The sequence below is a fragment of the Pseudoalteromonas sp. 23_GOM-1509m genome, from assembly GCF_000518425.1.
In the GTDB taxonomy this organism is placed as follows: Bacteria; Pseudomonadota; Gammaproteobacteria; order Enterobacterales; family Alteromonadaceae; genus Pseudoalteromonas; species Pseudoalteromonas tetraodonis.
Genome location: NZ_JADO01000024.1, coordinates 1 through 13,027, shown reverse-complemented (window position 1 = coordinate 13,027; position 13,027 = coordinate 1). Strand labels below are relative to the sequence as shown.

Annotated in this window: 15 protein-coding genes and 1 pseudogene; 15 read left to right on the top strand and 1 reads right to left on the bottom strand. The window is 40.6% G+C overall.

What is annotated here, in order from left to right:
- The first annotated feature begins 19 nt into the window (after window positions 1-19).
- The 15 genes from N523_RS0110000 to N523_RS0109925 all read left to right on the top strand — a co-directional run bounded on the left by N523_RS0110000 (window position 20) and on the right by N523_RS0109925 (window position 12,445).
- A complete protein-coding gene (locus N523_RS0110000; RefSeq protein ID WP_010558032.1) occupies window positions 20-367 on the top strand; it encodes a copper resistance CopC family protein in 348 nt (115 codons plus the stop codon).
- A 19-nt stretch (window positions 368-386) separates the two neighbouring features.
- A complete protein-coding gene (locus N523_RS0109995; protein ID WP_028834969.1) occupies window positions 387-1,274 on the top strand; it encodes a copper resistance D family protein in 888 nt (295 codons plus the stop codon).
- Window positions 1,275-1,289: 15 nt separating this feature from the next.
- A complete protein-coding gene (locus tag N523_RS0109990) occupies window positions 1,290-1,760 on the top strand; it encodes a YybH family protein (RefSeq protein ID WP_008467847.1) in 471 nt (156 codons plus the stop codon).
- 27 nt (window positions 1,761-1,787) lie between these two features.
- Complete coding sequence (locus N523_RS0109985; RefSeq protein WP_010558029.1) at window positions 1,788-3,611, top strand: copper resistance system multicopper oxidase; 1,824 nt, start codon at window positions 1,788-1,790, stop codon at window positions 3,609-3,611.
- Complete coding sequence (locus N523_RS0109980) at window positions 3,608-4,474, top strand: copper resistance protein B (RefSeq protein ID WP_028834968.1); 867 nt, start codon at window positions 3,608-3,610, stop codon at window positions 4,472-4,474. Before N523_RS0109985 ends, N523_RS0109980 begins: the two co-directional genes overlap by 4 nt.
- A 631-nt stretch (window positions 4,475-5,105) precedes the next feature.
- Complete coding sequence (locus tag N523_RS0109970) at window positions 5,106-5,528, top strand: hypothetical protein (RefSeq protein ID WP_010558026.1); 423 nt, start codon at window positions 5,106-5,108, stop codon at window positions 5,526-5,528.
- Between the two features lie 299 nt (window positions 5,529-5,827).
- A complete protein-coding gene (locus N523_RS0109965) occupies window positions 5,828-6,241 on the top strand; it encodes a MerR family transcriptional regulator (RefSeq protein ID WP_008467855.1) in 414 nt (137 codons plus the stop codon).
- Window positions 6,242-6,342: 101 nt separating this feature from the next.
- Entirely contained in the window at window positions 6,343-8,586 is a 2,244-nt protein-coding gene (locus N523_RS0109960; protein ID WP_028834967.1) for a heavy metal translocating P-type ATPase, read from the top strand.
- A gap of 11 nt (window positions 8,587-8,597) precedes the next feature.
- Window positions 8,598-8,951, top strand: coding sequence for a cupredoxin domain-containing protein (locus N523_RS0109955; protein WP_028834966.1), 354 nt, complete (start codon window positions 8,598-8,600; stop codon window positions 8,949-8,951).
- Between the two features lie 9 nt (window positions 8,952-8,960).
- Entirely contained in the window at window positions 8,961-9,296 is a 336-nt protein-coding gene (locus N523_RS0109950) for a DUF2933 domain-containing protein (protein WP_016899208.1), read from the top strand.
- The gene (locus tag N523_RS0109945; RefSeq protein WP_028834965.1) at window positions 9,289-9,954 is read left to right on the top strand and encodes a methyltransferase family protein; all 666 of its coding nucleotides are present in this window, start codon (window positions 9,289-9,291) and stop codon (window positions 9,952-9,954) included. Before N523_RS0109950 ends, N523_RS0109945 begins: the two co-directional genes overlap by 8 nt.
- Window positions 9,938-10,360: a hypothetical protein gene (locus N523_RS0109940; protein WP_004589270.1), complete on the top strand. Its 423-nt coding sequence runs from the start codon at window positions 9,938-9,940 to the stop codon at window positions 10,358-10,360. Before N523_RS0109945 ends, N523_RS0109940 begins: the two co-directional genes overlap by 17 nt.
- Window positions 10,361-10,370: 10 nt before the next feature.
- Window positions 10,371-10,742, top strand: a complete 372-nt coding sequence (locus N523_RS0109935) for a hypothetical protein (protein WP_028834964.1) — start codon at window positions 10,371-10,373, stop codon at window positions 10,740-10,742.
- 50 nt (window positions 10,743-10,792) lie between these two features.
- Window positions 10,793-11,143 (top strand): hypothetical protein, encoded by a 351-nt coding sequence (locus N523_RS0109930; RefSeq protein WP_004589646.1) that lies wholly within the window; start codon window positions 10,793-10,795, stop codon window positions 11,141-11,143.
- Window positions 11,144-11,416: 273 nt separating this feature from the next.
- Complete coding sequence (locus tag N523_RS0109925) at window positions 11,417-12,445, top strand: IS630 family transposase (protein ID WP_004589647.1); 1,029 nt, start codon at window positions 11,417-11,419, stop codon at window positions 12,443-12,445.
- Window positions 12,446-12,843: 398 nt separating this feature from the next.
- On the opposite strand, the pseudogene N523_RS19650 reads toward N523_RS0109925, so the two are convergent.
- A pseudogene (locus N523_RS19650) lies at window positions 12,844-13,027 on the bottom strand (organomercurial transporter MerC); the annotation flags it as partial.

The window sequence follows — 13,027 nt, the reverse complement described above, 5'->3', positions numbered from 1 at the left end:
AACTAAAATAGAGGTAAATATGAAAAAACTAATTAAATTTTTAACCGTAATCAGTGTCGTTTTTAGTAGTGCGGTATTTGCGCATGTGCATCTTGAAAAAAGTGTGCCTGCTGATAATGCAATGCTAATGAATCCTCCAGAAGAGTTAACTTTGGTGTTCACCAAAGAGGTACGTGTTGTAAAAGTTTCATTGGCCAATAAACAAGGCGAAGAATTTAAATTTGGATTCGAGCCTTCTAAAGTCGCTACTAGCAAATTTACATGGAAACTACCTAAATTAGCTCCTGCAAACTATGCTGTGGATGTAACCTTCTTAGGTAACGATGGTCATAAAATGAAACATAGCTTCGGCTTTATGGTTCACTAAAATAGGCGGTGTGATTGATATGGAAATGTATATCTGGAATACAGTCATTGTACTGTCAAAAATTGTATTTTACGTCGGCTTTGCCTGTATTGCTGGTTATACATTTTTCAGGCAAATATTTGAGAATAATGAATCTCATACTAATACTGTAATAGCGAATTTAACGTGGACAAGAACTTATATAGCTATGGCTTTGATCGCTAATATTACTTGGTTCTTTGCCAGTACTGGTGCAATGGCAGAAGAGGGAATTCAGGGGGCGATAGACGCTGATATATTGGCTATTATGTGGGACTCATCTGTCGGCACTGGAGCTTTGCTTCGAGCGCTTGGGCTAGTTACCGCAATAATCGCTTTAGCTTTAAGGTTCAAACTCGCTGTGAACTCGTACTTAAAACAAAGCGCTTTAATGTTGAGTTTATTAATCCTTGCATACTCATTCACGTTACTGGGTCATATTTCTGAGTTAGGCACAATTGAAAAAGGCTTGCTTATTTTGCATGTGCTCGTTATGGCATGGTGGTTTGGGGCGTTATTGCCACTAAAACAGGCTTGCCATCAGCTAAGTTATGCAGAACTTCATTTGCTGATGGAAAGCTTTGGCAAACAAGCAAGTTTTACATTGAGCCTATTGTTGGTAGCAGGCCTCTGGCTCGTGATTCAATTGGTCGGAAGTCTTGATGCACTAATAAGCTCAAGTTACGGACAAACACTGTTGTTTAAATTGGCCCTTGTAGTGTCTATTTTGGCACTTGCTGCTAAACATAAACTAATACTCGTTCCACAACTTAAAAATAGTCAAGGCAGAGAGGCTTTATCTAAATCTATCTCGATAGAAATGGTAGTAGCTTTTGCCATTTTATCTGTAACGGCTGGGCTTACTAGTGTTGTTGGCCCTGCAAATTAAAACCTAAAAGAGAGAATGAAAATGAAAACAATAAATATATTACTCGTTTTATTAATGACGTTTAGTTTCGCAGCAAACGCTCATGGTGATAAGAACAAAGACAAAGGTTTGTTTAAAGGTATAGATACCCCTGCCGCAAAAGTTGTTTTGGCATTTCATCAAGCACTTGAAACTGGCAATCAAAAACAGGCTAGAGCGCAGTTAGCGGATGATGTCACCATTTTCGAGGGAGGCCGCGTTGAAAGGAGCGCTGATGAATATGCTCATCATCATATGTTGTCGGATATGAAGTATTTAGCAGCGATGAAGAGCGACACACTTGAACATCAAGTGACGATACTTGGAAATACCGCTATCTCTGCGTCGCGTAGTCAAACTACAGGTACTCATAAAGGTGTTGAACGCGATTATCAAGGCATGGAAACGATGGTGCTGGAAAAACAAAATGGTGAATGGAAGATTAAGCACATTCATTGGTCACATTAATTTATTGGTTAAATAACGGAGTACAAAATGAGAATTAAAAGTCCATTACATCAAGTTTCTACGCCACGTAGACGCTTTGTACAAGGTGTAATTGCTGGCGGTGTATTAGCTGCTTTTCCAAGTGTTCTTCATGCAGCTTCATCTTTGATTGCTGGAACTTCAACAGGTACTGCGCCCGAACTAAGTGGAGAAGTAATAGATTTAGTGATAGATGAGTCACCCGTAAACTTCACAGGTGTTGTAAGAATGGCTACAACAATCAATGGCTCAATACCAGCTCCTACCTTGCGCCTCAGAGAAGGTGATGACGTTACTATCAGGGTAACTAATAAATTATCAGTGCCGAGTTCAATTCATTGGCATGGGATCATTCTTCCGTATCAAATGGATGGCGTACCGGGTATTAGCTTTAAAGGTATAATGCCGGGTGAAACCTTTGTTTATAAATTTAAGCTGCAACAAAGCGGCACATATTGGTATCACTCACACAGTGGCTTTCAAGAAATGACAGGTATGTACGGCGCATTAATTATTGAGCCAAGAGAAAAGGATATTATTAGTGCTGACAATGAGCATGTCATCCAATTGTCTGATTGGACTGATGATGACCCAATGGATTTGTTTCGCAAGTTAAAAGTACAGGGCGATGTATTTAACTTTAATCAACCTACTGTTCCAGAGTTTTTTGATGACATTTCAAATAGCAGCGTTTCAAATGCGCTACAACGCCGGGAAATGTGGAATAAAATGAGAATGAACCCTACAGATCTTGCAGACTTATCAGCATCTGCAATGACTTTTTTAATGAATGGTTGTGCGCCTTTGACAAACTGGCGTGGAATGTTTAAAGCTGGCGAAAAGGTTAGGCTTAGATTTATTAACGGTTCTAGCAATACGTTTTTTGATGTAAGAATACCTGAGCTGAAGTTAACAGTTGTACAAGCTGATGGACAAAATGTTGAACCTGTGACAGTAGATGAATTTAGATTTGGTCCCGGTGAAACTTATGATGTACTTGTCGAGCCAAAAAATGATGCATATACGATTTTTGCACAAAGCATGGATCGCTCAGGTTATGCTAAAGGTACTTTATCAATGGCACCTAACGTTGATGCACCAGTACCTTCTTTAGACCCCGTTGAGTGGTTAACGATGACAGATATGATGGGCAATATGACCCATGATAGTGTGCATTCTACAATGGCTGATACGGCAGGTATGTCGGGCATGAATTCTAATAAAATGGATCATAGTGCAATGGGTCATGGAGCGATGGCAATGGATCATAGTAAACATGGAATGACTAAAAACCCATTAGCTGTTGCTAGCACTAAAGTGCGTCATGCAAAAACAGAGTATGGAGCTTCTGTTGATATGCGTGTTGATATGCCTAGAACAAACCTTGATGATCCCGGTATAGGTTTACGTAAAAATGGACGCCGTGTTTTAACACTTGCAGATTTACATTCTCTTGAGGGAATTACAAACCAGCAAGAGCCAGAGGCTGAAATTGAATTACATTTAACTGGAAACATGGAGCGTTATAGCTGGTCATTTGATGGCTTGGAATTTGGAAAAAGCACGCCAGTTCACATGAAGCATAATCAACGTTTAAGAGTTATTTTACAAAACGATACAATGATGACACATCCCATGCACCTGCATGGTATGTGGAGCGATTTGGAGAATGAAAAAGGTGATGTACAGGTTCGTCGCCATACTATCCCTGTACAACCAGCGCAAAGAATTAGTTTTTTAACAACACCTCATGACGTAGGTCGCTGGGCATGGCATTGCCATTTATTATTCCACATGGATGCAGGTATGTTTAGAGAGGTAGTTGTATCATGAAAAAATTAATACTAACCAATACGTTAAGACTATTATTAATAGGTTTGCCCCTTATAAGTGTATCTGTATCTGTATCTGCAAAAGATGAGATGACTGAGATGGGTGATTCTAAAATGCAAGCACAAGGTGGAGATGCACCTAAAGATGCTAGAGACCCCCATGCTTATGCAGCAGGTACAACTTTGACTGAAGGCCCTTATGCACTCAGTAGCGACAAACGACTGACTTTGGCAGATGAGCATTCATTTTACGCGCTACTAGGGGATCGTCTTGAATATAATGAGCAAACAAACGCAGGTGTTTTTGACTTTCAGGCATGGTATGGCACTACTTTTGATAGATTAGTCATCAAAACTGAAGGAGATTTTAGCGAAGGTAATTTAGAGGAGAACCAAACAGATTTTCTATGGGGCCACGCAATATCTGCTTATTGGGATACACAAGTCGGTATTCGACTTGATTACAATAACGAAGGTGAAAACCGCAAATGGCTAGCTTTTGGTTTACAAGGTCTAGCCCCCTACTGGTTTGAAATTGATATGACTGCGTATTTAGGAGAGCAAGGTAATAGTGCATTTTCGATCGAAGCTGAGTATGAGCTATTACTTACTCAAAAGTTAATTGTTCAACCACGAGCAGAGTTGACGCTTTACGGTAAGGATGACGTCCAAAATAACCTTGGTAGTGGCTTGTCTAGCAGTGCTATTGGTTTTCGGGTTCGTTATGAGTTTACCCGCCAGTTTGCTCCCTATGTTGGCGTTGAGTGGACAAATAAATTTGGTAATACAGCCGACTTTGCGAAGTTAAATGGGCAAAGTACTCGTGATACTGCTTTTGTTGCAGGTATCAAGTTCTGGCTCTGATATGAAGAAATACTATATTGACTTGATGAGAGCTACCGCAACTATATTGATGGTAGCTTTCGTTTTTTGGGATTTAAACCATTTTAGTTATGTTAGGAAAGGCCTAGCTAATAGTTTTTTTGGAAAGAACTAAGAGCAGTAATAGTAAGCTACTTCTTGTTTTCAATCGGTGCCAGTCTGGTGTATACCTATCAAGGTGGAATATCAGCTAAGAAGTAAAGTTGGCGAATGGTTAAGGTTAAAGAGTCAAGGCAAAAAACATCGCCATTGAAAGACGTACAATAGGCCATTTTATCACTTTTGATGAACGGGAATTGGATGTGCCCGGGATAGAACCGATTGTTGCAAAGTACTGCGCTTAAAGCTGAACAATTGGAAAAATGATCCATTACTCAATACCTAGTTATGAGCGTAGGGTTTTTATTTCTTTTAATGGTGCTCATGCTTGGCTTCAATCTCATGAGTATAAATTAGACACCCCTTTTATACTTGTGAAGTTAAAGCTGTTTAAAAAAGTAAAAAGTAAAAAGTAAAAAGTAAAAAGTTTAGGTTTTAGTTCAAAGGTTGATCAAGATCATAAAATTATTTTTATAAAGTGGCTAATATTGTAGGTGATAAATAAGGAATTAAAATGTTTGGACTTTTCAAGTGGTTTAAAATAGTGGTAATTACTCTGTTGCTTACGCAGCATGGCTTTGCTATTGCTAAACCAATGAATTGTGAAGAACATCAAAATGGATCTTCCGACACGCATATTATACAACCAAGCAAAAATATGCATCATCAATCAATGAATGACAATAGTCACTATCACACTGAAAATTCGCAAGATTCTAAAAACCGTCATGGTGATGAAGACTGTGAAAAATGTAAAGCTGGTGATTGTGTTTGTTGTGAAGGCGGTTTTTGTACAAGCTTTCATTTAAATGCCTATCTTGTGGAAGCGCAAGACGAAGGTATTTGCAATATTCATTCTGAGCTAATTCTACAGCGTATACCCCTACCAAAATCTGGTATCCATCTCTTACTTTATCGTCCACCAATTATTGGCTAATCACGGGATCAGTGCGCCTTTTTTTCGCCAGTCCCATCAAAAATAAAACGATTTACTGATTGGTTTAAATTACCAACCGTTTTGAACAATTAGCACAATATTTTTTGGAGGCATGATGAACATGCTCAAACTATTGCTATTTACAGTACTTAATGCTGTCGATTTTGACCGAGATTTCTCTTTTACCAAAAAATTAGTTTTTAGCTTATTCACTAGAATTAGTACTTGACCTGTGTCTTAGACACAGGTCTAAGCTGAAGATGAGAGTACAAACTTAGCTAAAAAACTGAGGAGTGAATATGAAAGTTGCGGAGCTGGCAAAAAGCCTTGGAACGACTGCTGATACGGTGCGCTATTACACCAGATTAGGATTGTTAAAACCTGCTAAGTCAGTGAACGGCTACAAGTCATACTCGAATAAAGAAGTATCGAGACTTAAATTCATTTTAAGTGCCAGAAACCTTGGTTTTTCCGTTGCAGATATCAAGGAAATTATTAATGAATCTGAAGATGGTAAAAGTGCGTGCCCATTAGTCAGAAGCCTGATCAAAGAGCGGCTTGAAGAAACAGAAAAGCAGTTTCAAGCAATGTTGGCACTTCGAGGAAAAATGTCTTCTGCGCTTTCTCGATGGGAAGAAATGGAAGACAAAGCACCGACTGCAAACATGGTTTGTCATCTCATCGAAAACTTTGAGCAAATTAAAAAAGCATAGGAGGAAAAAGGATGGCTACTAACACAAATATAAAAACTGAATCAGGCTGTTGCTGTCAGGCAAAAGCTCAATCCTCTTCGTGTAAAAGTAAGGAGAATACGTTGGAGAAAGTATCACATAACCAACAGCTTATCATTGAAGGTGCTGGGTGTGCTAGCTGTGTAGGCAAAATTGAAGGGGCGTTGAAGGCAACTCTTGGAGTCGTCAGTGCGGAAATGAATTTTGCTGATAGGACAGTAACAGTTTATGGGACAGCTAAAACAAAAGAGTTGATCAAAGCTGTTGAGTCAGTGGGGTATAACGCGAAGCCAATTGATGATAGCTCAGCAACAGATGCGCTTGATGAGAAAGAGGCTGCGGATTTTGCATATTACAAAAAGCTAATGCGCGATACGTTTATTGCCCTTTCACTCGGCGTTCCTTTGATGATCTACAGCATTGTGGTTGGAGAAATGACGGTTGAAACAAACCTTGAGCGCATGTCTTGGCTGGTTGTAGGCATTTTAACTTTTGGTGTTATGTATTTTTCAGGTAAGCATTTTTATGTTGGCGCTTGGAAAAGCTTTAAAAACCACTCCGCTAATATGGACACTCTAATAGCTTTAGGAACAAGTACAGCTTGGTTGTATTCGATGGTTGTCGTGTTTGCACCTGACGCTGTTCCATTGATGGCACGGCATGTTTATTTTGAAGCTACCGCCATGATCATTGGCTTAATTGATTTAGGTTTAGCATTAGAAATCAAAGCCAGAGGTAAAACCTCTGAGGCCATTAAACGTCTTATCGGCTTGCAAGCCAAAACAGCAACCGTGGTTCGTGACAACAAAGAAGTTCAGATAGGTATTGAGCAGGTTTTATTTAACGATATTGTGAAGGTAAAACCGGGTGAAAAAATTCCCGTCGATGGCGTGGTATTGGAAGGACACACCTCTATTGATGAGTCCATGCTGACAGGCGAACCTATGCCTGCTGAAAAAGCTGAAGAAGATGAGGTTGTCGCAGGTACTTTGAACAAATCAGGCATGATTTTATTTAGAGCCACACGCGTTGGTAAAGACACGGCGCTTGCACAAATCATCAATATGGTGAAACGAGCACAAAATTCAAAACCGCCGATTGGCCGTTTGGCCGATGTTATTTCAGCTTTTTTCGTACCTGTCGTGATGATTATCTCTGTGTTAAGTGCGCTAGCATGGCTTAACTTTGGACCTGAGCCAGCCATTGCTTTTGCCATCGTTTCAGCAACTACTGTGCTTATTATTGCCTGCCCGTGTGCTTTAGGCTTGGCAACACCCATGTCTGTCATGGTGGGAGTAGGAAAAGCAGCAGAAGCCGGAGTGCTTATTCGCAACGGTGAGGCACTGCAAACCGCCTCTAAAATCACTGCCATGATTTTAGATAAAACGGGCACTATTACTGAAGGGGCACCTAAGGTAACCGATATTATTTTAGCAAAAGCTACTGACGAAAAAGACGTACTACAGCTTGCAGCAAGTTTAGAAAGCGGCTCAGAGCATCCTTTAGCGCAAGCGATTGTTGAAAGTGCGTTAGATCAGGATATTGAGTTACTAAAAATTGAAGCCTTTAACGCCATTACGGGTTTTGGTGTAGAAGCAAGCTGCAACAACAAAGCCCTGCTTTTCGGAAACGATAAACTAATGAAGTTAAAAGGCGTAGACCTCACAGGCTTTGTTGAACAAGCACAGTCTTTAGCCAAAGAAGCCAAAACACCTATGTACTTTGCTGTAGATGGTGAACTTGCAGCAATCATTGCTGTTGCAGATCCTATCAAGTCAGACTCAATCTCTGCTATCAAACGGCTTCAGGCTAATGGTATACGCGTCATCATGTTAACGGGTGATAACAAGGAAACCGCTGCCGCCGTAGCTAAAAAAGCGGGTATTAGTGAGTTTCTTGCTGAAGTGCTGCCAGAAGATAAAGCCAACAAGGTGAAAGAGCTACAAGAAGGCGGCGAAATTGTTGGTATGACAGGAGATGGCATCAACGATGCTCCTGCGCTAGCGTTAGCCGATGTTGGCTTCGCCATAGGCACAGGGACTGATGTAGCTATCGAAAGTGCTGACATTACCCTAATGCGTGGTTCACTTCATGGCCTTGCTGATGCCATAGCGGTAAGCAAAGCTACTTTACGAAATATCAAACAAAACTTGTTTGGCGCGTTTGTCTATAACGTAGCCGGGATTCCTTTTGCTGCGGGGGTTCTATATCCCTTCTTTGGCATTCTGCTTAGCCCTGTAATTGCAGGTGCTGCAATGGCGTTTTCGTCATTGACTGTAGTGTCAAATGCAAATCGACTTCGCTTTTTTAAAGCAAAAGAGCATTAAGGAGAATCACAATGATGGTTATTAACTTATTAGGCTTAATGTTAATCGCGCTGATTGTTTGGTGGTTTTGGCTATATAAACCCAATAAAACAATCGTTCAAGGTAATGAAGTACTCATTGAAGTGAGGGGTGGTGTGTATTCCCCATCCTCAATTCAGGTGTCTGCTAGCCAACCTGTCACTCTGAAGTTTATGCGCAAAGATCAATCCCCCTGCGCTGAAACAATGCTTATTCCTTCATTGGATATAAGCGAACAGCTTAAATTAAATGAAATTACTCAAATTACCCTATTGAACTTATCACCGGGAGAGCATGAGTTTCACTGTCAGATGCAAATGTATCGCGGTGTCTTAAAAGTCGTTTAGGAGGGCAATATGAAAAATCAACACCCTAATTTTTGGTCAACACCTACAGGCTGGGCTGCACTGGCACTTATTGCCGCAGTGACCTACTTCTTAGTGCTTGAGCATGGTCAACATATGCTGCAATTTCTTCCCTACTTGATTTTATTGCTATGCCCCTTGATGCACGTATTTATGCATGGCAGTCATGGTAAACATGGTCACGATCATTCACATGCGCCTGATGAAAAAAAGGAAGAGAGCTTTCAAGAACTCACGGATAAAAATGCAGCCTATCACGATGGCTACATACAAGGGTTAGAAAAGGCACGTAAGGAATCACATAAAAAGGAAAGCAGTGATGAATGAAACATATGATTATGGCTTATGGTCGATGGTGATACTGAACTCAGCAATTTTTATCTTTTTTGCCTTTAGTTTTGTCAAACCAAAAACATCAACTGATTGGAGAAGTCTAAGCGCGTTCTCTGCCTTTATTGTTGTCCTATTTACTGAAATGTATGGCTTTCCTTTAACTATCTATTTTCTGTCGGGGTGGCTGACGGAGACCTATCCAGAAGTAAATTTCTTTGCGCATGAAAATGGGCATTTATTACATACTTTCTTTGGATTTCAAGGTGATGCCCATTGGGACCCATTTCATATAGTGAGTATGGTGTTTATTGTTGCAGGTTTCTTTATGTTGTCTTCAGCATGGAATGTATTGCATCACGCGCAAAAACATCATCAATTGGCTACAACTGGATGGTATGCAAGGTGTCGCCACCCACAGTATGTAGCTTTCATTCTAATCATGTTCGGCTTTTTATTGCAGTGGCCGACAATCCCAACACTTGCGATGTTTCCGATCTTAGTCGTTGTTTACGTCGAGCTAGCGAAACGCGAAGAAGCACAAGCGATTGCTGAGTTTGGTTCGGAGTACCACAGGTATATGGAATCGACACCAAGTTGGATCCCAAATTTTAATAAAAGTGTAGAAGGTAAAAATCATGAAAACGTTAACTAAATCAATTTTATTTATTAGTTCACTACTGATAACCACTAGCTCATTTGCCCAAAACAATGAGCATAAACATGAAGGTGCGAACAAAGCTGATATGCATCAAGGCATGGCAATACCACATGAGAACATGGGAGAAATGCACAAAAAGATGATGGAAATGAAAAAGGAAGTCCATGTCATTAAAACTGAAAAAGATCCTGAAAAGCAACAGCAGATGATGGTTGAACATCACCGTTCAATGATGAAGATGATGCAATCCATGCATAAAAACATGGAAGAAATGCCAATGCATCAACAAATCAAGATGGCTGAACATCATTTAGAAATGATGGGGAACATGATGCCGCAGATGAACCGCAAAATGGAAGAAATGAAAGATAGCAATCAACAGCATTCACACAAACATTAGGAGAAAAATTATGAGCGATTTAAATCATAGAGTTGGCGTTAGAGAGCAAAATTTAGTTGTTCGAAATCTAAAGCTTAGCAATGTCACAGAAGAAAGCTGTGACGAGTTAGTAAAAGAAATAGATCAGCTTTTTGGTATAGATGAAGTTAGTTACAACATCAAAGAAGGTGAAATACACCTTGCCTATGATGCCGCAAACGTAAGCCTTGATGGGATTGAGGAGGTAATCCGTAAGTATGGCGCAGATGTTCATGATGATTGGTGGACACATACTAAAGAAAGTTACTATAAATTTGTTGATCGGAACATCAAAGATAACTCTGTTCATAAGCCTTGGAGTTGTCATCAAGCACCTTCGGGGGCTGGCCGGAAAAACAAATGAATTCATAAAAAAGTGTATAGATAATTAGTTAGTCAAATGAGGTAACAGTGATGAAAACACCCTATATAAAAGCTCTTTTATTGCTTACATTCGGTTTATATTTAGTGGGTTGTTCCAATACCACTTTTTATCATAAATACATGATGAGAGGTCAGGTAGTAGAAAGTTCTGATAATCGAACTCTAATCTGTATTGGTGCTAAGCATGGCGCAGAGGTTGGGCAAAAATACAGTGTTATTAGATTCCATGAAAGAATAGTATTGAGTGAAGGTGAAGATCCCTACACTATCGAAAAGGTAGGAACGGTACAAATTACTAAAATTGTGAATGATCATTTCGCAACTGTAAAGCTAGTGTCTGGTGACATTGCAGCGAAAGATATGGTGGAACTTGAAAACTAATAAAGTGGTGGCGAAAGCCACCACAAGAGCATAACAATAAAACTTAATGAAAAAACTTTAGTGTTATTTTGTACAACCTTTGAGATTGTTTGCTCAGTTCTGGTTATCTTGATGCCAGTACGACAGAAAAAATGTTACATATGAATTAGAAAGGTATGGGCTGGCATCCTAAATAGCTGTTCCAAATAGTAGATCACCCGAGGAAGGGAACTCAATGCGGTTTGCGCGATCAGATCAGTCGCCAAACATAACCAATCAACAACCGCATTGAGTATGAACAAAATAGCATTTTTATACGGCGCAGAAACCCGCCGCTTGAAGAAAATTGTACATAAAACCCGAGATAAAGACCTGTGCCGCCGGGCAAATGCGGTGTTATTGGTGCTAAAAGGTGAAACCAAGTCGCAAGTAGCCCGTGTTTTGCAAGCAGGCCGTTCATCAGTAAACCGGTGGGTAACCTGGTATGAAGCAGCAGGTATAGATGGCCTTAAAACCAAGGGTGCTGGGCGACCACCAAGTCAGCCCAAAGGCTTTATCTGCGGTGTTTTAAAACTGTTGGTGAGGACACTGGGTTATCAGCGGTCGCGTTGGAGTAGTGAATTATTCGCACTGCTACTGCATAAGCTTTACCGTATCGTTATTCATAGCTCAACTCTCAGGCGGTGGTTGCCACAAGTCGGCATCGTCTGGCGTCGTGCGGCACCGACGCTGTATATCCAAGACCCAGATAAAGAAGCTAAGTTAGCAGCCATGCGGGAGGCACTTGAAAATTGCAGCGTGGACCATCCGGTGTTTTATCAGGATGAGGTGGATATCCACCTGAATCCGAAGATTGGTGCCGACTGGGGCTTTAAAGGTAAACAGCGTAAGGTAGCTACACCCGGCCAGAATAAGAAACACTATCTGGCGGGGGCACTGCACAGCCAGACAGGACAAATCAGTTATGTTGGTGGTGAGCGCAAGACCAGTGATTTGTTTATTGCGCTGTTGGAGCAACTGAAAGGGCAATACCGGCGAGCGAAAAGTATCACGCTAATTGTGGATAATTACATCATCCATAAGAGCAAAAAAACGCAGAAATGGCTGAATGAGAACCCAAAGTTCAAGCTCTTGTTTTTACCGGTATACAGCCCGTGGCACAACAAAATTGAAAAGCTATGGCATGCGTTGCATGAAACGATAACCCGTAACCATCAGTGTAAGAACATGGATGACTTACTGGAGCAGGTATACCACTTTATGGACACAGCGGCTCCGTTCCCAGGTGGCAAGCATGGCTTGAAGCAAGTGTATCACAATTAGGATCAGTTATTTAGTCAGCAGTAAATCCCTAGCATGGACTTGCATCTGGCACCAAACTCTACGCAGTTCTTTTCCATGTGCCGCGCAAAAACTTTAGCTCAAAACCGTTCAGTATTCGGTAATGCTGAAGTGAACGTTGATGTCCGCTATTCGCTCTTTGCCGAAGTTTGGCTAAGTGCCATGAGCAGTCATTCATGATTAACTCGTTTCTGCCCCAAAACGTGTTAAAGCAATTATTCTATAGGTCGGCTTTGAGCGAAAAGCAGACATTGACCGTTAATCGTTTCAACGACGGCAATTAGCCATACGTTGCATGTTTGCTCCCTTACTGGTTTTACGATATCCAAAACCGACATAACGACCATTAAGCAAATACCAAAGTAAAATAGGTATGTGCTTCAATCATATAGCCAAAGAGGATAAAGCGTTAATAGCACTGCTACAGGCCCTAGAATGCTGAAGACAGCTCTGGTATGGTTTTTATTTTTGTGCCAGTTGTATAAGTTTACCAATAGTTCCAAAGATGCAAAAATAGGTAAAAGCGTATTTACAGCTATTCCTTCGAAGTGAGAGAAGAAGCCT